The 22,417-nt window shown below is 37.0% G+C and carries 20 protein-coding genes; all 20 read right to left on the bottom strand.

Translation table 11 applies throughout. The annotated features are described in order from the left end of the window. Positions 1–61 precede the first annotated feature (61 nt). Positions 62–496 (bottom strand): RicAFT regulatory complex protein RicA family protein, encoded by a 435-nt coding sequence (locus C406_RS0112125; protein ID WP_017380901.1) that lies wholly within the window; start codon positions 494–496, stop codon positions 62–64. Beyond that, positions 493–2,034 (bottom strand): tRNA (N6-isopentenyl adenosine(37)-C2)-methylthiotransferase MiaB, encoded by a 1,542-nt coding sequence (miaB, locus tag C406_RS0112120; protein ID WP_017380900.1) that lies wholly within the window; start codon positions 2,032–2,034, stop codon positions 493–495. Before miaB ends, C406_RS0112125 begins: the two co-directional genes overlap by 4 nt. Positions 2,035–2,515: 481 nt before the next feature. Beyond that, the gene (locus C406_RS0112115) at positions 2,516–2,785 is read right to left on the bottom strand and encodes a stage V sporulation protein S (protein ID WP_017380899.1); all 270 of its coding nucleotides are present in this window, start codon (positions 2,783–2,785) and stop codon (positions 2,516–2,518) included. 87 nt (positions 2,786–2,872) lie between these two features. Further along, on the bottom strand, positions 2,873–3,670 hold the full coding sequence (locus C406_RS0112110; RefSeq protein WP_017380898.1) for a TIGR00282 family metallophosphoesterase: 798 nt from the start codon (positions 3,668–3,670) through the stop codon (positions 2,873–2,875). A 58-nt stretch (positions 3,671–3,728) separates the two neighbouring features. Then, a complete protein-coding gene (gene rny, locus C406_RS0112105) occupies positions 3,729–5,282 on the bottom strand; it encodes a ribonuclease Y (RefSeq protein ID WP_017380897.1) in 1,554 nt (517 codons plus the stop codon). A 201-nt stretch (positions 5,283–5,483) separates the two neighbouring features. Further along, positions 5,484–6,545: a recombinase RecA gene (gene recA, locus C406_RS0112100; protein ID WP_017380896.1), complete on the bottom strand. Its 1,062-nt coding sequence runs from the start codon at positions 6,543–6,545 to the stop codon at positions 5,484–5,486. Between the two features lie 373 nt (positions 6,546–6,918). Then, the gene (locus C406_RS0112095; protein ID WP_017380895.1) at positions 6,919–8,157 is read right to left on the bottom strand and encodes a competence/damage-inducible protein A; all 1,239 of its coding nucleotides are present in this window, start codon (positions 8,155–8,157) and stop codon (positions 6,919–6,921) included. Positions 8,158–8,171: 14 nt separating this feature from the next. Then, positions 8,172–8,750, bottom strand: a complete 579-nt coding sequence (gene pgsA / locus C406_RS0112090; RefSeq protein ID WP_017380894.1) for a CDP-diacylglycerol--glycerol-3-phosphate 3-phosphatidyltransferase — start codon at positions 8,748–8,750, stop codon at positions 8,172–8,174. Positions 8,751–8,799: 49 nt separating this feature from the next. Then, on the bottom strand, positions 8,800–9,669 hold the full coding sequence (locus C406_RS0112085; RefSeq protein WP_017380893.1) for a helix-turn-helix domain-containing protein: 870 nt from the start codon (positions 9,667–9,669) through the stop codon (positions 8,800–8,802). Between the two features lie 16 nt (positions 9,670–9,685). Then, positions 9,686–10,483 (bottom strand): DUF3388 domain-containing protein, encoded by a 798-nt coding sequence (locus C406_RS0112080; RefSeq protein WP_017380892.1) that lies wholly within the window; start codon positions 10,481–10,483, stop codon positions 9,686–9,688. A gap of 180 nt (positions 10,484–10,663) precedes the next feature. Further along, a complete protein-coding gene (locus tag C406_RS0112075; protein ID WP_017380891.1) occupies positions 10,664–10,921 on the bottom strand; it encodes a DUF3243 domain-containing protein in 258 nt (85 codons plus the stop codon). A gap of 44 nt (positions 10,922–10,965) precedes the next feature. Next, entirely contained in the window at positions 10,966–11,694 is a 729-nt protein-coding gene (ymfI, locus tag C406_RS0112070; protein WP_017380890.1) for an elongation factor P 5-aminopentanone reductase, read from the bottom strand. Further along, complete coding sequence (gene yfmH / locus C406_RS0112065) at positions 11,691–12,995, bottom strand: EF-P 5-aminopentanol modification-associated protein YfmH (protein ID WP_017380889.1); 1,305 nt, start codon at positions 12,993–12,995, stop codon at positions 11,691–11,693. Before yfmH ends, ymfI begins: the two co-directional genes overlap by 4 nt. Then, on the bottom strand, positions 12,976–14,268 hold the full coding sequence (gene yfmF, locus C406_RS0112060) for an EF-P 5-aminopentanol modification-associated protein YfmF (RefSeq protein WP_017380888.1): 1,293 nt from the start codon (positions 14,266–14,268) through the stop codon (positions 12,976–12,978). The genes yfmH and yfmF overlap by 20 nt, the downstream gene beginning before the upstream one ends. 127 nt (positions 14,269–14,395) lie before the next feature. Continuing rightward, positions 14,396–15,355 (bottom strand): ABC transporter permease, encoded by a 960-nt coding sequence (locus C406_RS0112055; protein ID WP_017380887.1) that lies wholly within the window; start codon positions 15,353–15,355, stop codon positions 14,396–14,398. Further along, entirely contained in the window at positions 15,355–16,401 is a 1,047-nt protein-coding gene (locus C406_RS0112050) for an ABC transporter permease (protein WP_017380886.1), read from the bottom strand. Before C406_RS0112050 ends, C406_RS0112055 begins: the two co-directional genes overlap by 1 nt. Beyond that, positions 16,394–17,950 carry an ABC transporter ATP-binding protein gene (locus C406_RS0112045; RefSeq protein WP_017380885.1) on the bottom strand — a complete coding sequence of 519 codons (1,557 nt, stop codon included), beginning with the start codon at positions 17,948–17,950 and terminating at the stop codon, positions 16,394–16,396. Before C406_RS0112045 ends, C406_RS0112050 begins: the two co-directional genes overlap by 8 nt. A gap of 153 nt (positions 17,951–18,103) precedes the next feature. After that, on the bottom strand, positions 18,104–19,174 hold the full coding sequence (locus C406_RS0112040; protein WP_017380884.1) for a BMP family lipoprotein: 1,071 nt from the start codon (positions 19,172–19,174) through the stop codon (positions 18,104–18,106). Between the two features lie 51 nt (positions 19,175–19,225). After that, positions 19,226–19,954, bottom strand: a complete 729-nt coding sequence (locus tag C406_RS0112035) for a GntR family transcriptional regulator (protein WP_017380883.1) — start codon at positions 19,952–19,954, stop codon at positions 19,226–19,228. Positions 19,955–20,112: 158 nt separating this feature from the next. After that, complete coding sequence (locus C406_RS0112030) at positions 20,113–22,401, bottom strand: DNA translocase FtsK (RefSeq protein WP_017380882.1); 2,289 nt, start codon at positions 22,399–22,401, stop codon at positions 20,113–20,115. Positions 22,402–22,417 lie beyond the last annotated feature (16 nt).

The following is a 22,417-nucleotide window of genomic DNA, read 5'->3' as shown; positions in this document are numbered from 1 at the left end:
CCATGCTGGGCACACTAAAAAACTGTTTCCTAAAATGCAAGGAAACAGTTTTTATACATGATTATTTGAGACTACTAGGCTTGCTACTTTGGACTCTAGAACCCGTTTCTCCTTGAAGTAAATCGCCTTCCGTTGATTCTATAATTTTATTTGTAACATTGTTTGAAATTGTATTCGCTACTAATTGTAATAAGTCATTTACATCGCCTTGCGATTGTTTAAACTCTTGAACAATTGGGATCTCATCAATTTCTACTTCAATCTTCTCAATTTTACCTTCGATTAATGATAATGCTTTTTCTTTTCCGTATTGTTGAAAATTAACTGCTTGTTTTTGAAGACTTTTCAAACTCGCAATTTTTTCGCGAATCTTTTGATTTTCATTAATTTGTGCTTCCGCACGTTTGAAGAAATCTACTTCTTCAGTATGTGAAATCATCTCGGCAATTTCTCTTGCTTTTGCAATAATATCATCTTTTGTGTATTTCGTTGTCATAAGACACCCACTTCTTGGCCAGCGACGACTTCAATTAATTCGCCTTCTAGTGACCATGTTTTTGTTTTCGTGATTTTCACCATTACAAGCTTGCCAATAATCTCATTGGGACCAGCAAAATTAACAAGCTTGCTCGTTCTTGTGTAACCTGCAAGGACGTCTGAATTTTTTCGGCTTTCACCTTCAACTAAAACTTCAACAATTTGCTCATTGTAAGCGTTCATTGCTTTAGCTGATAAATCATTTACAAGATTATTTAATCGTTGTAGACGTTGTTTTTTTAAACCCATTGGTATATTGTCTTCCATTTTTGCAGCTGGTGTACCCTCACGTGGTGAATAAATGTACGTAAATGCATGTTCGAATCCAACTTCTTCATATAAAGACATTGTTTCTTCAAACTGCTCGTCCGTTTCATTTGGAAAGCCCACAATAATATCCGTTGTTAATGCAGCATCAGGTAAAGCGATTTTGATTTTCCGAACTAATTCCAAATATTGTTCACGACTATATTTACGTGCCATTAGTTTTAGCATACTTGTTGAACCTGATTGAACAGGTAAATGAATATGCTCCACCAAATTACCACGCTTTGTTAGAACTTTAATCAAATAATCATCAAAATCACGAGGATGACTAGTAGTAAAACGAATTCTTGGTATATCAATTAGACGAAGATCGTTCATTAAATCACCTAAACGATACGTAAGATCATTAAAATCTTTACCATACGCATTTACATTTTGACCTAGTAAAGTGACTTCTTTATACCCTTCCGCTGCAAGCTGCCTTACTTCTTGTATGATATCTTCAGGTCTGCGGCTTCGTTCTTTTCCGCGTGTATACGGTACGATACAATAAGTACAAAACTTATCACAGCCATACATGATATTAACCCACGCTTTTATTTTACCACGGCGAACCTTTGGTAAGCTTTCAATCACGTCACCTTCTTTTGACCACACTTCAATAACCATTTCCTTTGACAGATATGCTTCCATTAAAATGTTCGGTAAGCGATGAATATTATGCGTGCCAAAAATTATATCTACTTGATTATAAGTTTTCAAGATCTTATTGACAACAGATTCCTCTTGAGACATACAACCACATACTCCTATTATTACATCTGGATTGTCGCGTTTTATTTTTTTGTAGTGACCAAGTTCACCAAACACTTTATTTTCAGCATTTTCTCGAATAGCACATGTGTTAAGCAAAATGACATTGGCTTCTTGGACGTTTTCTGTAGGAGTGTAACCCAGGCTCAAGAAAATACCTGCAATAACTTCAGTATCATGTTCATTCATTTGACATCCAAATGTTCGAATGAAAAACTTTCGCCCATTTCCCATACCTAAAAAATCAGGATCTATTACAAAATCTTTATGATAAGTTATATCTTCTTTCCCGCGTTTCTTTGCTTCCTTTAAAGACGGTGGTATGTAAACAGATTCAAAATACTGGCTATAATCTTTTTCTGTTTTATTTTCTACTTCTTTCACTTGTGAGTTATATAATCTCTGTTCTTCATTCATCAGAAAACTCCTTTCATCCTAATCAATACTCAGACGAAAACTGCATTCCTCTATTATACTGAAAACCTATTCATTCCTACAAGGTAGTCGGTTCAATTGTCGGTAATTCGACAATAAAACAAGATTTTCGTAATCAGTTCAACAAATACTAAAGTATCTATAACGCGGTCGACAAAATTTCAGTGCTCATTAAATTCTTCAGTACATATGCCTATACCTAAATCACTTTTAAAAAACCCAACCTCTATTGAGATTGGGTTTGTTTAACTGATAAGAAAGAATAGCAATTGAATGATACTACACAAGCGTAAGCCCGCAACTGCGTTTGACACTCTTATTGGAAACAGATTTTCTAGGTTATTTCTCCCCCGGTTACTCTTCGCAGAAGAAACTTATTCCTGCGTTAGAAGTCGGTCTCTTTTAGCCTGCTACACTTTTCGGTGTCAGCGTCGAGCTTAAGTGGCGCTTTCCGCCTTTATTACTATACTCGTGTACGTTTTTCAACTAAAAGCTTAATCGCTGTTCGGTCTTCACCACCAATTACGATATCTGTAAATGCTGGTGAACAAATTAAATCGGCGCCACTTGGTGCCACAAAGCCACGTGCAATTGCAACTGCTTTTACCGCTTGATTCAGTGCTCCTGCCCCAACTGCTTGCATTTCTGCATACCCTTTTTCTCGGATGACTGCAACTAATGCACCTGCCACTGAATTCGGATTAGATTTTGAAGATACTTTTAATGTTTCCACTACGATTCCCCCTTGTCCTTGCTGACCGTTGGACGATTAAACTGTCCATAAATCACTTTATGCAAGTTCATAGAGATATAGAAGAAGTTATCCTCTGAAAGGATAATCTTCATTTATATAAATACGTTCAAAAGAATTGGCTTTTCCTGTTTGGTTATCTAACTCAACGAAAAATGCACTGATTACAGAACGTCCAGACTTTGGCACTTCAAAACGTGCTGGCATATTAGTTTGGAATCGGTATAACACCTCTTCTTTTTTCATTCCTAGCACACCATCATATGGACCTGTCATCCCTACATCAGTAATGTAGGCTGTACCTTTAGGAAAAATCCGAGCGTCAGCAGTTTGGACATGTGTATGAGTCCCTACAACTGTTGATACTTCTCCATCTAAATGCCAACCCATTGCAATTTTTTCACTTGTTGCTTCTGCATGGAAATCAACAAAAATTAGTGGTGATAGTTGTTTTGCTTCTTTTACAAGTTCTGTCGCTTTTTTAAATGGATCATCATGAGGTGGTAAAAAAGTACGACCATGCAAATTAATGACGGATAACGTATGACCATTTTTTGTAATGTTAGTCATTCCTTTACCCGGAGCTTCATCAGAAAAGTTAGCAGGACGAATTAAATAATCGGTGTCATCTATAAAATCAAAAATTTCTTTTTGATCCCATGTATGATTTCCCATTGTTACGACGTCTACCCCCATGTAAAGTAATTCTTGAAATAATTTCTTTGTAATCCCACGTCCTGATGCTGCATTTTCCCCATTTGCTATGATGACATCTGGCTGGTATTTCTTTTTCAATCTTGGTAAATAGTCTTCTACGGTATCGCGTCCAATTGACCCTACGATATCTCCAATAAATAATACTTTCATTTTCATTCCTTCTTTCGTTTCCAATAAAAAAAGGCTTCAAAATGAAGCCCTTTTTTACTTATTTTGCGTATTCTACCGCTCTTGTTTCACGAATTACTGTCACTTTAATATGACCTGGATAATCCATTTCTTCTTCAATACGTTTTCGAATGTCACGCGCTAAGCGATGCGCTGTAATGTCATCAATTTGCTCTGGACGAACCATAATACGAATTTCGCGACCAGCTTGAATAGCAAAGGATTTTTCAACACCATCATAAGACTCTGAAATTTCTTCCAGTTTCTCTAAGCGGCGGATGTAATTCTCTAAAGTTTCACTACGTGCACCTGGGCGTGCAGCTGATAATGCATCAGCTGCAGCTACAAGTACTGCAATCACAGATGTTGCTGGTGTATCACCATGATGAGAAGCAATACTGTTAATAACTACCGGATGTTCCTTGTACTTCGTTGCAAGTTCAACACCGATTTCAACGTGGCTACCTTCGACTTCATGGTCGATGGCTTTCCCGATATCATGCAGTAATCCTGCACGACGAGCAAGCATGACATCTTCTCCAAGTTCAGCAGCGAGTAAACCTGATAAAAACGCAACTTCTTTCGAATGTTTCAAGACGTTTTGTCCATAACTTGTGCGATAACGCATACGACCCATTATCTTAATTAAATCGGGATGTAAATTATGAATGCCAACATCAAATGTCGTTTGTTCACCGATTTCACGAATTTGCTCATCGACTTCACGTCTAGACTTCTCAACCATTTCTTCAATACGTGCTGGATGAATTCTGCCATCTTGGACTAATTTTTCTAGTGCCAGACGAGCGGTTTCACGACGGATTGGATCAAAACCAGAAAGAATAACTGCTTCAGGTGTATCATCGATAATTAAGTCGATTCCCGTCAATGTTTCTAGTGTTCTAATATTCCGACCTTCGCGGCCTATGATACGGCCTTTCATTTCATCATTTGGCAAGGTTACTACTGACACTGTCGTTTCCGCTACATGGTCTGCAGCGAAGCGTTGTATAGCTAATGATAAGATTTCACGAGCTTTTTTATCAGATTCTTCTTTCGCTCGCGTCTCAGATTCTTTCGTCATCACTGCGATGTCCGTTGCTAATTCATTTTCTACTTGTTTTAGTATAATGCTTCTCGCTTCTTCACGAGTTAATGCAGAGATGCGCTCAATTTCTGTTTCTTGTTTTGCAACTAGTTCAGCTACTTTACTTTCCATCTGCTCTACTTGCTGCAGTCTTTCAGTCAGAGCGTCTTCTTTGCGCTCTAGACCCGCGTCTCTTTTGTTAAGAGCATCATCCTTACGATCAAGGTTTTCTTCTCTTTGCAAGTACCGATTTTCCTGTTTTTGCAGTTCAGACCGGCGTTCACGAATGTCAGATTCTGATTCAATTCTCAATTTGTGAGTTTCATCTTTTGCTTCTAATAGTGCTTCTTTTTTAAGAGCTTCCGCTTCGCGCTTCGCCTCATCTACGATGAGAACAGCTGACTGCTTTGCACCAGTCACTTTTGAATCGTTCACATTTTTAATTAAAAAATAGCTAACACCGACACCGACGATAAGACCAAGCAAAGCGGAGATAATTTCATACATTTTGAACACCTCCTCTTGCTATTTCATTTACATGTTTAGTTGGCTTATATATGGAGTGGTCCACTATACTGCCAAATGTTATTCATTTGAGAGATTATACAAGCTTAATTGTATAGATGTAAAAATACTCTGTCAAGGATTCACAAGTGCTAGTAAAAGAAAGTAGTCTACCTAAATTTACGGTAGACTACTACTTATTCCTTATTTTTTGTCTACTGACAATTCAAACTCTTCATTTTCTTCTTCTTCATCATGAGCGCCAATTGTATATGCAGTTGCCATCATTCCATATGCAGCTCTGATTTTTTGAGCAATTTCATTTCGAGTTGCATGATTATCTTTTAGGTATTGTTTTGCATTTTCACGACCTTGACCAAGACGATCATCGTTATATGAATACCAAGATCCACTCTTATTTACAATATCCATCTCCACACCTAAATCGACTATTTCACCTTCACGTGAAATTCCACTACCATACATAATATCGACTTCAGCCGTTCTAAATGGAGGTGCTACTTTGTTTTTCACAACTTTTATTTTCGTTTTATTTCCCATGAAGTCATTTCCAGACTTAATTGTTTCTGCACGACGAACTTCTAAACGAACAGAACTATAGAATTTAAGTGCACGACCACCAGGTGTAACCTCAGGATTACCGAACATAACGCCCACTTTTTCACGGATTTGGTTAATGAAAATTGCAGTCGTTTTCGATTTACTAATCGCACCAGATAATTTACGTAATGCTTGTGACATTAGTCGAGCTTGAAGACCTATGTGGGAATCGCCCATCTCCCCTTCAATCTCCGCTTTAGGTACAAGAGCTGCTACAGAGTCAATAACGATAATATCAACAGCACCACTTCTTACAAGTGCTTCTACAATTTCTAAAGCTTGCTCTCCTGTATCTGGTTGGGATAATAATAATTCATCAATATTAACACCCAGATTTTGAGCGTAAGTAGGATCAAGTGCATGCTCTACATCAATAAAGGCTGCTTGACCACCTGCTGCTTGTGCTTCTGCAATTGCATGTAAAGAAACAGTTGTTTTACCAGAACTCTCTGGTCCATATATTTCAATAATTCGTCCTCGTGGGTATCCACCTACACCTAGTGCAACATCAAGAGTAAGAGATCCACTAGAAGTCGTCAATATTTCACGATCAGTTTTTTCTCCAAGTTTCATAATTGAACCTTTACCGAATTGTTTCTCAATTTGTTTTAACGCCATGTCTAATGCTGCTTTACGATCGCTCAAGAATGGTTCCTCCTTTAATTTCAAACACAAATTATCTTCTGTCTCTACTATACTTGGTCTATGAGAAATACACAAGAAAAAAGCGAACGTTTATTCTGTTTTAATTTTAACAAAATCAAATTTTGAATTTAAAAAACAGCTTAAAATCTAATTTTATACCTAATCAAGCCGTGAAAATTTAATTTTACCTACTTTTCTTAAGATAAAGTTTCTTCTTGCAGGAAACGCTAACTAAAATTGCTAACGTCACAAGAGACGTTAGCAATTTTTGTTAGACAGTTATTAAAAAGATGTCCATATTCGACACTTATAGCAAAGAAAGATGTGACTTCAAGAACAACCTTTCAGGCTAGAGCGTAATTAAATCAATCTTCTAAGTGGATAGCAGTTGGATTAAATCATGAAAAGTTCGTTTTACTGCGCGCAATCGATTTGTATTTCTCATATCGCTTAAATGTAATTCATGTGTCACGACTTCATCGTTTGGAAGAATAATTGCTATCCAGACAGTTCCAGCTGGTTTATGATCATGTTCACCAGGCCCCGCAACACCGGTTAATGCTACCCCAATATCCGTTTTGAACATTGTTTTCACTCTAGTTGCCATGGCTGTTGCACATTCTTCACTAACAACACCGTATTGCTCAATAATTTCTTTTGAAACGCCAAGTTGGTTCATTTTTGAATCAGCAGTATATGTAACAACACCACCTACTAACGTCTGACTAACTCCTGGAATGGCGGCTAATTCAGATTGAAACAAGCCAGCAGTTAAACTTTCTGCCACAGATATAGTCAATCCTTGCTCAATTAATAGTTTCGCTGTACTTGATGCTAGAGATTCATCGTTGTAGCCATATAAATAGCCACCAACACGAGAAAGCAAAAGTTGTTCGGTTTCATGAATTAATCGCCAAGCTTCTTCTTCGCTTGACGTTTTAGCTGTCACACGTAAAGTGACTTCGCCATCAGAAGCAAGAGGTGCAATCGTAGGATTTGTTTGAGTTTCTAATAAATCCATGATTTGTGTTTCTAGTTCTGCTTCACCGATTCCATAGAAACGCATTACTTGAGATATGATAATCTCTCCATGATTTAACGTATTAGCTAATAATGGTTTTGCTTCGAATTGAAACATCGGTTCCATTTCTTTTGGTGGACCTGGTAGAAGAATATAAATACGTTTTTCATGTGAATAGAACATACCTGGTGCCATACCGTTATGATTCGCTAATACTTTACAACCGTCTAAAACGAGTGCTTGTTTTTTATTATTTTCAGTCATTGGACGATTGATCCGTTGAAAAAACGCTTCAATGGAGAGCATAGCGGTTTGTTCCATAATGAGCTCAGTTCCTAGATGCTTTGAAATCGTTTCCTTTGTTAAATCATCTTTTGTTGGTCCAAGTCCACCTGAGAAAATAATCAAATCTGCTCGAGACTCTGCAAGCTCAATGGCTTGTTTTAAACGCTCAGCATTATCTCCTACTACAGTGTGATAATACACATTGACACCAAGTTCAGCTAGCTGACTCGAAATGTAACGAGCATTTGTATTCGTAATTTGGCCAAGTAATAGTTCAGACCCTACAGCTATAATTTCAGCATTCACTTTCAATCACGCCCTTATTTAGAATCCAATAATACACGACGGTTCGCATAGAAATAATCCCATCCAGACCAAATCGTAAAGATTAACGTCACATATAACATAATCGTGGCGAATGGTATTGAGAACATTTCAAAAATAATATTATGAAGTAACAATGCCGAAACTGCAATAATTTGTGTCCACATTTTAATTTTGCCTAATTGCTTTGCAGCAACAACTTCTCCTTCATTAGCTAGAATTAAACGAAGGCCTGTTACAGCAAATTCACGACTAATGATTATGATGACTATCCAGGCAGGTGCAAAACCTAGTTCAACTAAAATAATGAGAGCTGCCGAAACCAATAATTTGTCTGCAAGAGGATCTAAAAACATGCCCATCTTTGTGACTAAATTATGTTTACGTGCATAATATCCATCGATAAAGTCAGTGACTGCTGCGAAAATGAAAATTATCGCTCCAACTAGATGTTCCACGGGTAAAGTTGCCCCTAAAAGGGTAAGATCTCCCCAACCAAAATCAATAAGCATAAAGGCTACAAATATTGGGATCATTATTATTCGTGAAACTGTAATTTGATTAGGTATATTCATTATCTGTCTCCTTTCGATTCAAAGAAAATAGCCATCTTGTTAGAGATGACTATTGCTGATTAGAAAATTGAATCATCATATTTTGAGTAACTCTATCAGTTGTTGGAGTTCCATATTCTACTTTTTCATCATTTATAAATACATCAATTTGAGGTGCTGCACCAACTCGAATGCGAGCAGTTTGAGCGTCACTAAGATCTAGTGTAACCGTTTTGCCTTTAGCTAATTCATAGCCTAGCATCTCTACTCCAGATTGATTTTTAACACCGACCCAAGCTCTGCCACGTGCGACGATTTTCAGTGAAAATGTATCCGTTCCTGAAAGTGTATAATTGGTTGTTTCACCGTCAATTTTACCCTTTGCAATCGTTTGTGTTGGTTCTACTTCTTCAACGGGTTCTTCCTCGATTGGTTCTTCTTCTGTTTCAGAATCTACAGCAGAAGTCTCATCTTTTGTTTCAGGCTCTTCAATTGACACTGGTTGGTCAGTTTGTGTTTCTGTTGGATTATTGTCCTTCATCATTAAGTTTTGATATAATAGCCAAAAAATTACGATACCAATAATAATGATCACTGCTACCGTAACCATCGGTAAAACTTCGCCTAAGCGATTAGAAGATTTTGTTATTGATCTGCTTCTTGTAGGGGCAGATGTCATTGTTTGTCGCATTTCTTCACTAGAAGAAGAAGGCAATTCTTGCTTATACGACTCTAACAATTCATCAGAATTTAACCCTACTGCATCAGCGTACTGCTTAATAAATGCTCGAATATAAAATGATCCTGGCATCATGCTATAATTGCCTTCCTCTATACCTGACAAATAGCGTTTTTGAATTTTAGTCATCTCTTGTAAATCTTCTAAGCTGTATCCCTTTGCCAATCTCGCCTCTTTTAAACTAGTTCCTAATTCAGTCAATTAAAACACCTGCCTGTTAAAAATTAAAACCACCGAAGCCTTCTACATTACCTCTTTCAGACATCATCTGGTTTTTTTCCATGATTTCGTACGTTATTACTTCATCTGGTTCATGTCGTAATTCAATTATGTAATCAAAGTCTTCAAGTGAGTATTCTGACTGTTTGATGAACATATCGGGATGTTCAACTACTTTAATTGTAGGAAGACGCATCATTTCTCGCACTAGTTGTAAATGGCGTTCATCTGTCGATTGTTTAGTAACAATACCATCTAAAATAAATATGTTGTTATCGTTATATTCATCACCTGCTAATTGATTTCGGACGGTTTGTTTAATCATTGTCGACGATAAAAACACCCATTTTTTATTCGCACTAACACTAGCTGCAACTACAGATTCAGTTTTCCCTACACGAGGCATACCTCGAATACCGATTAACTTGTGTCCTTCTTGCTTAAATAACTCTGCCATAAAATCCACGAGTAAACCTAGTTCGTCCCTAACAAAACGGAATGTTTTGCGATCATCCACATCTCTTTGTATGTATCGTCCGTGTCTAACTGCTAAAATGTCACGTAATTTCGGTGTACGTAATTTTGTAACTCGAATTGTATCCATCGTAGAAACAATTAACTCAAAACGTTCAATTTGCTCTTCATTTTCTGCACGGAGTAACATTCCCCGTCTTCCCTGGTCTACACCATTAATGGTGACGATGTTCACACGAAGCATTCCAAGCAATGAAGCAATATCTCCGAGCAATCCTGGTCGGTTTTTTTGTATTTCGTATTCAAAATACCATTCACGCATATTATATCGACCTTTCTGCCTAACATATTAAAGAAGCAGTTTTTTTATTTCCCCTAGAAAACATATTAAATTGTCTTCTAAAATAGATGACGCTGTTAAACTGCTCTAGGTTCTATCATATCTGATTTTTGTACGTAAGAAAAGGAAAAAGAAAAGAAGGACGTATGTCCTTCTTTTCTTTTATTGCACATTTTTTTGTTGAACTAATTTTACAACCATGTTCGCTAAAGAATGTTGTTCATCTTCTGAAGCCACTGACCATAAGTCAGCAAGTACACGTTCTTGCTCATTTTTCGGATCCACATTTTTAGCTAGGTAATCACCGATTTCATATGCTGTAGATTGAATAGCTTTTTTAGTCATTCCAGTAGATTCGGCACTCATTACATTTGCACCTAGAAAGTGGGTCCATTTTTGCCAGTTTTCAAGTAAAGCCATGTTCATTCCTCCTTTTCACATGTAGTATGTGCAATAAAAAGAATTTATATGTACCAACCACCATTAACACTTAGCACTTGACCTGTAATATAATCTGCTTTTTCGCTTGTTAAAAAAGACACTAGATTTGCTACATCTTGTGGTTTACCAATTTCCTTTAAAGGAATGTCATTTTCAATTACTTCCCTCTCATATTCATCAAGTGATTCGTTCATTTTAGTATCAATATATCCTGGAGCAATAGCATTAACTCTAACACCGGAAGAACCAGCTTCTTTTGCGTATGCTTTTATAAATGCATGTTGTGCGCCTTTAACCGCTGAATAGACTGTTTCTCCCGCTGCACCTGTTTCTCCCCATATCGAGCCAATAAAGACAATATAAGAAGTATTAAACCTTCTTAATTTTGATGCTAATTGACCGATAATGAACATGGGTGATTGCACATGTGTCCGCCAAACAGATTCCATATCTTGGAGAGAAGTATCTTCAAGTAATTGATACAGAGCCTGGCCCGATGCAAAAATAATTGCTTGAACTTCAAATAGTTGTGCTAATACATTACTGACATCTTCATTACTACCTAGGTCAACTTGTAAGACATGAAATTCTTGTTGCGGAAAAAGTTTTTGGAGATGTGTATATAATTTTTCTACAGCAAGTTTATTTTCATGAAAATGTAAGTACAAGCTCCAACCTTGAGTAGACATTTCCAAAGCAATAGATTGCCCTATTTCACCAGATGCTCCAAAAATGCAGGCGAATTTCTTCAAGAAATTTCTTGGTCTTTCTTTGGAAGAACCGAAAATACTGTTTGCTGTTCTTCTCCTTGAATAGAAGTGAACGCCTGTTGTAAATCTGCGACAGTCATTTTCTCTAATACTGGAACTGCGTCAAATAAATTCATCTCATTAAACGTATAACGTGTAAATTGATTGGCAATAAATTCAACGGAATTTAATGCACGTAGGAAATAGCCGATTTTTTTCTTGCGAACTCGATCTAAATCCACTTGACCAAATGGCCATTTTTCTTCAACTTTTTTTAGTTCTTTCTTCACAGCTTCTATCAATTCTTTAGGTTTTGAAGTATCTGATCCAATAATTGCAAATCCAAAGCCTTTTTCAAGTGTAAAATCAAATGCATATGATTCATCAATCCAACCTTGTTCATATGCTTCAACATAGAAGTCTGAAGAACGTCCAAAGATTAATTCAAGAGCTAGTTGAATGGCCATTTCTTGCTTCATCATTGTTTCACCTTGTAGTGATGTCTCTTTCGCTTTTAAGCCCACATAGACTTTAGGTTTTTGAACATCCATGTACAATTTATTTTCTTTTATTGCCACTTCTATTGGTTCATGTGGAAAAGAGCGTTTTATTGGTTGTGGTTCGGCAAATTCTTTTTTATTCTGATTTTCACGAATATATGTCATCATTTCATCTGGATTTACTGCACCTACCACGAACAACAACATATTCGATGGATGGTAAAACGTTTCATAACATGTATACAAATGTTCAGCTGTAATCTCATCAATGGATTCAATCGTACCTGCTATATCAATTTTTACAGGATGATCTTTGTATAAATTTTCAATCGTCCCAAAATATAAACGCCAGTCAGGTTGGTCATCATACATTGTAATTTCTTGGCCAATGATGCCTTTTTCTTTTTCAACAGTGGCTTGCGTAAAATAAGGTTCTTGCACAAAATTTAATAAAGTCTCTGTATTTTCATATAAGTGATCCGTTGCAGAAAATAAATAAGCAGTTCGCGTAAACGAAGTAAATGCATTGGCCGAAGCACCATACCCACTAAATGTTTGAAAAACATCACCGTCTTTTTTTTCAAACATCTTATGCTCTAAGAAATGGGCAATTCCATCTGGTACTGTAACTTCTTCCGATTCTCCAGGAGGCACAAAAGTACTATCAATCGCACCATACTTTGTTGTAAAAGTGACAAATGTTTTAGAGAATCCTTTTTTCGGTAAAATATAAACTTCTAAGCCATTATTCATTTTTTCATGGAATAACTTTTCGTCTAATTGTTTAAAGTGAAGCTCCTTCATGTGACAGTTCCTCCTTTCCGGACAATAAATACACGAGTTGTTTATTTATTGACTTCGCCATATCTTGAATATCATCTTTAGTAACTAACGACCAATTTTGGACTAAATTTTCGACTGAGAATTTTTCATCCAGGTCTTTGTATTGATCGAAAATCTCGATTTGACCTCGTGCAGAATCAAGTGCCTCTTTTATTTGATTTTTCAACATCGCAACTGTTTGGTCTATTTCATTTTGTGAAATTTCGCCTTTTTTCATTAAATCAAGCTGCTCATCAATTAACCGTACAGCTTTTTCTTGCTTGCTTGCGTCAATCCCAGCTAACACAAAAACAAGACCGTAGGCTGAAGAGAATGAACTTGACACATAATAAGCCATGCTCTCTTTTTCACGTACATTTAAGAAAAGTTTTGCGTGAGGATAACCACCAAATATACCATTTGCAATTTGCATTTTCGGGAAATCAGGATGAGTAAACGTCACAGGTGTTTCATAACCAATATGCAATTTCCCTTGCTTCATATCTTGGAATTCGTTTACATAATTCCCCTCAACTGTCGGATGTTCAATATTTTGATGAGGTACTTTTTGCTTTATATCACGTGAAACAAATGGAAATGCTTTTTTTATTTTAGATGTCATTTCTTTAACGTCGACGTCGCCAACAACATAAATGTTTAATTCATCTTCTTTAAGCATTTTATCGTATGCTTCAAATAGTGATTCTTTTGTGATAGCGGCAACATCACTAATTGTTCCATTTACACCAATTGACGCTGGATGATTAGGACGCATAAGTTCAATTAATCGATGTTGTGCATAGCGAGTTTTATCATCGTAAAGAGACTCAATACGTTGAGTAACAGAAACTTTTTCACGTTTAACTATAGATTCTTTAAATTTCCCTTGCTCGAAATTTGGTTGGAACAAAACGGTTTGCAATAAGTTAAGCACTTGATCTAAGACGCCATCTGTAGACAAATATTGATCATTAACGGACTCAGCGAGCAAAGTAATATAATGATCGCTTCCTTTTTTACTTGAATCCAAGTACATAATTGTACCGTAAAGTTCATCTAAATGACTTCGAAATGCTGGGTTAGATGGGTAAAGTTCATTACTGTGCAACAATACATTTGCAAGTACCGAGCGTTCTGATGCGGAACGATTTGTTAAGTCCTGTTTAAATTTAAAAGCAAAATTTACAGTTTTAAATTGATCAGTTGGACGAATATGTAAATGAATGCCTGGTTGTAACTTTATAGATTGAAACATTGAAATCCCTCCTATATCTCTTTAATATGCCGATTCCTTTCTTTTACTATACATGGAGCTCATAAATGATTGCAATTAAACACTATAAAAAAAGACTAAGCAAATGCTTAGTCCATAAAAAACATGATTATCTTTTGCCTTTAATATACGAAGTACCTAAAGCTTTTGGCGCATGTGCTTTCCCTATGAACCCAGCTAAAGCAAGAATTGTTAAGACATACGGCAAAATCAATAAGAATACGTTAGGCACATCTTCAATAATCGGTATTGAACCCCCGACAATACTTAGCGCCTGTGCAAATCCGAAGAATAATGCCGCCCCCATCGCTCCTAGTGGATGCCATTTCCCGAAAATCAAAGCAGCAAGAGCCATGAATCCTTGTCCATTAATAGTTGAGTGACTAAAGTCTAGTGAAATTGATTGAGAATAAATTGCACCACCAATACCTGCTAAACCACCTGAAATCATCACGGCAATATAGCGCATACGTGTGACATTTATCCCCATCGTATCTGCTGCCATTGGGTGTTCACCCACTGCACGCAGACGTAATCCGAAAGGCGTGAAATATAGTACTACCCATGCAAGAATGGCAATTGCAATTGCTAAAACCGAAGTCGCATAGACATTTTGGAAAAACATCGGTCCTAAAATTGGAATGTTCTTTAAAAATGGAATGTCGTCACGTAAGAAACGTTCTTGTATAAAATCCGTTTGTCCTTTTCCATAAATCATTTTAACAAGGTACAAGCAAAGAGCTATAGCTAATAAGTTAATGGCTACACCCGAAACAACATGATCTGCTCTAAACGTTATAGAAGCAACTGCATGTAATAAAGAAAATAATGCAGCAACTATCATGGCAGCTAAGAGTGCCATCCATGGTGTACCTGCACCAAAAATATGAACAAATGATAAGTTAAACAAGATTCCAATAAAAGCCCCCATTACCATGAGTCCTTCTAAGCCGATGTTAACAACACCCGAACGTTCAGAAAACACACCACCAATGGCGGTTACAATTAGAGGCGCCGCATAAAAGATTGCAGCAGGAACAAGGAAATATAATACTTCTAATAAACTCATTACTTCGCCTCCTTATTCTTACTGAAGCGTTGTACAAGTAATCGGATAACATAACCTGATGCTACGAAGAAAATGATAATCGCTATTACTATCGATACGATTTCCTCTGGAATACCTGCTTCATTTGGCATATTGGTTGCTCCATATTTTAATGACCCAAACAATGTTGCACCAAATATAATACCAAGAGGTGTATTCGCACCAAGTAATGCTACAGCGATACCGTCAAATCCAATCCCTGTAAAACCACCTTTAACTGAAGCAAACCCAAATGTACCTAGTGCTTCCATTGCCCCACCTAAACCAGCAAATGCGCCTGAAATGACCATTGCTAGAATAATATTTTTATTGACATTCATCCCCGCATATTCGGATGCATGTTGATTTAATCCAACTGCTTTTAATTCAAATCCAAGTGTTGTTTTCTCTAAAATAATATACATTACCAAAACCATTACAAGTGCAATAATTATCCCATAATGTAAACGAGAGAAATCTGTCATATTTGCTAAAAAATCTGAGCGAAGTGAAGCATTCGGATTAATTGGACCGGTATTGTCTCCCCCATCTGAGATAGCACGTACTAATGCGTTTGTCGTGTGAAGAGCAACGTAGTTCATCATGATGGTGACAATTACTTCATGAACCTTAAAACGAGCTTTTAAAAGGCCTGGGATGAATCCCCATAATGCACCTGCTGCTGCGGCTGCGAGAATTGCGAGTGGCAAGTGAATCATTTTCGGTAAATCAAAAGCTACTCCAACATAAGCGGCTGCAAACCAACCCACAATTAATTGACCTTCAACACCAATGTTAAATAGCCCAGTACGGAAAGCAAATGCTACAGCTAAACCAGCTAGAATATAAGGCGTAATTTGGCGTATCGTTTCACCCATTGTGTAGACGTCTCCAAAAATTCCGTTCCATAAGGCGGAATACCCTGCAACTGGATCGTATCCACTAACTAGCATGACGATAGCTCCTACAAGTAAACCTAAAATAACAGAGATTACAGGAACTAGAATGTTAACAATACGATTAGACATGCGAGTCGCCCCCCTCTTTTACTTGATGAGAATGAGCTACCTTGTTTGTTTGACCTGCCATTAATAAACCAAGTTCCTGTTCATTCGTTTCAAGAGGATCTAACGTATCTACAATTTGACCTTCATAGATAACAGCAATACGGTCAGAGACGTTCATTACTTCATCTAATTCAAATGAAATTAATAACACAGCTTTCCCTTTATCTCGTTGTTCAATTAAACTGTGATGAATAAACTCAATTGCACCTACGTCTAAACCACGTGTAGGAAGTGCAGCAATGAGTAAATCAGGATTTCGATCAATTTCTCGACCGATGATAGCTTTTTGTTGATTACCACCTGATAAAGCTCGCGCAGGCTCATGATCGCCTTGTGTTCGAACATCATATTTCTGAATGATTTCATTTGCTTTTTTCGAAATGAATGAATAATTTATAAACCCGCTTTTAGAAATAGGTTCTGTATAATACGTTTGCAATGCAATATTGTGTCCGATTGAAAAATCGAGAATTAGACCATGTTTATGACGATCTTGAGGGATATGTCCAACACCAGATTCAGTTATTTTACGTGGGCTCTTCCCAGTAATTTCCTTACCTTTTATAAAGACATGGCCACTTTTCACTTTACGCAATCCTGTAATTGCTTCAATTAGTTCCGATTGTCCATTGCCATCAATTCCTGCAATTCCTACGATTTCACCTTTTCGAACATTTAAGTTAAGACCTCTTACCTTTTCAATTCCACGGTAATCAGTGACAAACAAATCTTTAATATTTAATACATCCGTTGTTGGGTTCGCCAAACCTTTTATCGTTTTAAATTCTACTTGACGTCCAACCATTAGGGAGGCGAGTTCATTTGGGTTCGTCTCTGCAGTTACTACAGTACCAATGCCTTTACCCTTACGAATAATGGTCACACGATCAGAAACTTCCATAATTTCTTTTAGCTTATGAGTTATTAAAATAATAGATTTTCCTTCTTCAATCAAACGACGCATAATCTGAATTAACTCCGTAATTTCTTGAGGAGTTAGAGATGAAGTTGGTTCATCAAAGATTAATATCTCCGCTCCTCGATAGAGCGTTTTCAAAATCTCTACACGTTGCTGCATACCTACTGAAATATCCTTAATTTTTGCATATGGGTCTACATCTAGACCATACAGCTCTGACAATTCTTGCACCTTTTTAGCGGCAGATTTTGCGTTAATCATTCCCATTTTCGTAGGTTCACTACCGAGAATTATATTTTCTGTAACTGAAAACTCTTCAACTAACATGAAATGCTGATGAACCATCCCTATGCCAAGACTATTGGCGACATTTGGATCCGTAATCTTTACAACATTTCCATGAACACGGATTTCTCCACCTTCAGGTTGATATAGACCAAAGAGTACATTCATCAAAGTTGATTTTCCTGCACCATTCTCGCCAAGTAGTGCATGAATTTCACCTTTATTAAGTTGAAGGGTTATATTGTCATTAGCTACGAAATTCCCGAATTCTTTACGGATATTTAGCATTTCAATAACGGGTTCCACTATATTCACTCCTTCGGTACTGTCAAAATAAAATAAATTAATACAGGAAAGGTTTCCAATGTAAAACCTTTCCTGTATTAATTTAGAAAGGGTAACAAAAACATCATAAAGACTGAATAAACAGTCTTTATGATGACATATTTAAGTTAATTATTACTTTACAGTATCAGAAACTTCGATTTCGCCATCTGCAATTTTCTTCGAATACTCATCAATTTGTGCTAATACATCATCAGGAATTGCTCCACGAGAATCTGCTAGACCAACGCCTTCTTCAGTTAAACCATAAACAGTTGTTTCCCCACCTGGGAATTCGCCATCCATAGCCATTTTAGAAAGGTTTTTAACAGCCACGTCAACACGTTTTAACATCGATGTTAACGTAATGTTCGTGTCGCCAACAGTACCTTCTTCATATTGGTCAGAGTCTACACCGATTACCCAAACATAAGCATCTGGATTTTTCGTTTTTAATTCTTTTGCTTCAGCGAATACCCCGTTACCAGTACCACCTGCAGCGTGGAAAATTATATCTACACCCGAAGAATACATACGGTTAGCTGTTGTTTTACCAAGCTCAGCTTTGTCAAATGCTCCAGTGTACTGAACATCAACTTCGATGTCAGGGTCTACTGCAGCAACGCCTTCTAAGAAACCAGCTTCAAAACGCTCGATTACAGGAATTTCCATACCTCCAACAAAACCGATTTTTTTCGATTTAGTCATCAACGCAGCAGCAACCCCAGCGAGGTAAGAACCTTCTTGCTCTTTAAATAATACGGATGCCACATTTGGCTGATCTACTACTGCATCAATAATCGCAAGATGTGCATCTGGTTGTTGACCAGCGATTTCATTTACAGCAGCTTCCATTAAGAATCCAATGCCGAAAACTAAGTCAAAATCACGACGTACTAATTTGTTTAAGTTTGTGTTGTAGTCAGCATCAGAAGTTGATTGTAGATAATCAAAGCCACCATCGCCTTTTTCAAGACCATTTTCTTCGCCAAATTCTTTGATTCCTGTCCAAGCTGATTGGTTGAATGATTTGTCGTCTACTCCACCGATGTCAGTAACCATTGCTACAGAGAAATCAGAAGTTTTTGATTCTGTCTCTCCGCCCTTTGTTTCCGTACTCTCATCTTTAGCAGTACCACAAGCACCTAAAATCGTACTAGCAGCTAATACCATCGATAAAGCCAAACCAAATTTACGCTTTGTCAATTTGAGACCCCCCAAAAATTGTTTTTTCATATTAGCAGGAAATTTACTGTTTTACACCCTTTTACGCACTACATGGAAACTGAATTTGTCAGCCCTAAAATAGTTTTTTGAATATAATACAACTTGCTCTTTGTCATTAAAATGTGATTGTTTAAGAACTAGTAACGCCGTTTCAGAATCACACTCCAAAATCGGTGACGCTACTTCGTGGAAACCTGTTGGATCAATAATAGCAACGGCATGAGTAACACGGATATGCCCGGACTCCTCAATTGCTGCAAAAATCGAACCTTCCTGCCTTTTAAAAAAATCAGCCGGCAAATATTTTGTAGGTACTTTGTCTACACAATAAACAACAGGTACACCATTTGCTGTTCTTACACGTTCAATTGTAATGACAGTCTCGTCTTTATTGCAATGTAAGCGTTTTATATCTTCATCAGACGGAAGTGACTCCGTTGAACTTAAATAAATAGTTCCGGGTTCCATTCCCGCAGTACGAATCATAGAAGATATACTTGTTAAATGTTCAATACCTGACGTAAAAACAGGTTTTGGATTAACAAATGTACCTACACCATGACGTCTAACGATGATATTTTCTTCTTCCAACAGTCTAAGCGCTTCACGAAGTGTTGCCCGACTGACTCCAAGTAATTTGGCCAGTTCAAATTCTGAAGGAAGTTTTTCCTTCTCTTTAAACACACCTTTTTCAATATCGCCTTTTAGGCGATCGATCACTTGGAGATACAAATGACGACTATCTGCTTTTATTGTCATACGAAACACCACCAAGAGTAGAGATCAGACATCTGATGTAAAACTTTCCTACTAATCAGACATACTATACCACTTTTATTTGTGTAAATAAATAGATTTTTGAGTAATTCTGAAAAGTTTCGTAAAAATTTTAATTTAATTGTAATCCTACTGTCATATTAATTTATTTCATCTTGCTTGGCTTGTAGTACTTGACGTGGTTTGCTACCTTCATAGCCACCGACTACGCCGCGCATTTCCATTTGATCAATAATACGTGCTGCTCTCGAATATCCAATACGGAATCTTCTTTGCAAAAGAGATACAGAAGCAGTTTGCATATCGGTCACTAGTTGAACAGCTTCATCATATATATCATCTGTTTGTTCATCTAATGGAACTTCTACGATTTCTGTTGGAATCATTTCTTCTTGATATTGAGCTTTTTGCTGTTCAATCGCAAAATCAACAATCTTTTCTACTTCTTGATCAGATAAATAAGCCCCTTGTACACGAACAGGTTTTGAAGCACCTGCTGCTAAAAACAGCATATCACCTCTACCAAGCAACTTCTCTGCTCCCCCCATATCTAATATGGTCCGTGAGTCAATGGATGAAGATACCGCAAATGCAATTCGAGAAGGTATATTGGCTTTAATTACACCCGTTATGACATCAACACTTGGTCGTTGTGTAGCAATAATTAAATGAATACCTGCTGCACGAGCCATTTGTGCTAAACGAGTAATAGAATCTTCCACATCATTAGATGCTACCATCATCAAGTCAGCTAATTCATCCACAATAACAACGATATATGGCAACTTCGGATGTTTCTCCTCATTCTCTTCATTCCATTTTAAAATATGATCATTGTATCCTTCAATATTTCGCATCCCTGTATGTGAAAATAAATCATAACGGCGTTCCATTTCTGAAACCACTTTTTTGAGTGCCTGAGAAGCTTTTCTCGGATCAGTCACGACAGGTGCTAATAAATGAGGAATGCCATTATAGACATTCAATTCGACCATTTTAGGATCAATCATCATCATTTTAACTTCGTGAGGTTTCGCTCGCATGATAATACTGACGATAATCCCATTGATACATACACTCTTCCCACTACCAGTTGACCCAGCAACAAGTAAATGAGGCATTTTATTTAATTCAGCAAGAACCGCTTGTCCCGTGATATCACGGCCAAGACCAATCAATAATTTTGCTTCAGCATTGTTGTTTTCTTTTGCTTCTAATACTTCACGTAAACTAACGATAGCCACTTCTTTATTTGGTACTTCAATACCAATCGCAGATTTCCCGGGAATCGGTGCTTCAATTCGAATATCACGTGCAGCAAGTGCTAAAGCTAGATCATCACTAAGACTAACAATTCTACTTACTTTAACTCCTGCATCAGGCAACACTTCGTATTTAGTAACCGCTGGTCCTAGATGCACTTGTGTCACACGTGCTTTAACACCAAAGCTATGAAAAGTCTTTTCTAATTTTTTTGCGTTTGCTTGAATTAGTGAATATTCCCCACTTTGATCACTATACGGTGGAGCATTTAATAAAGTGATAGACGGTAATTGATAGTCTTTATTTTCTAAAACTGTTTCAGATACAGTATCAAAAGCTTTTTCATTCAATTCTTCTGTTTTCTTAATTTCAGGCTGAGGTTTAATTTCTACTGTTCTTTCTGCACGTTCTGTGAATGCGGAAATAATGGGCGAAGCATGTTCAATTTCGGTTTCTTGATGAATTGTTGCCACTTCTTCCTTTTGTTGTGCAGAAGAAGGTACGTTTTGTAATTTTTTATTCTTGTCACTTCTTGTTTGTATTTTGGGTGAAGCAAGTGCTTTATCTTTTTTCTTTTGCGCTCTCATTGCCATCCAATTGTTTTTCCATTGTGGAATTTTACTTACTAAATATGGCACGAGTGCTATTCCTGAAAGTAAAATAAAACCAATTATTAATAATAACCAAGCCGCTATTGTGGCGCCTCCTGCATCAAATAATACGTGGAATGTGGCGAATAGAAACGCTCCTATCATACCCCCACCTAAAGACTGTTCACGACTTACAATACCATCACTTTCAATTAAGATTCTCCACGTTTCACGAAGAACGGAGTCGCTTACTAATGCGCCACCTTGAAATAGTTGTTCAAACAATACCAAGTGACTAAAAATTGTCATACTAGCTAATATACTTAAAAAGCCTGTAACGATTCGGTTATTCAATCCAGGTACCGCCTGTTTAATCATCATGATAAGTGCAACTACAATACATAAAAATGGTACTGCAATATGCCAATTCCCAAAGAAAAATCGGGCGATAGACGACAAACCAAATCCAACATAACCTAATTCAAAAAATGTAATAATACCAAGTCCAATTAACAATAAGCCTATAATTTCAAAAACAAGTGGAAATTTAGTGGTTGTGGGTTTCTTTTTTGTCATCACTTTCTTCTTTTTT

The organism is Paenisporosarcina sp. TG-14 (assembly GCF_000297555.1).
Classification (GTDB): Bacteria; Bacillota; Bacilli; order Bacillales_A; family Planococcaceae; genus Paenisporosarcina; species Paenisporosarcina antarctica.
Note: the sequence above shows the minus strand (reverse complement) of the source record. Positions and strands in the feature narration are given on the sequence as shown.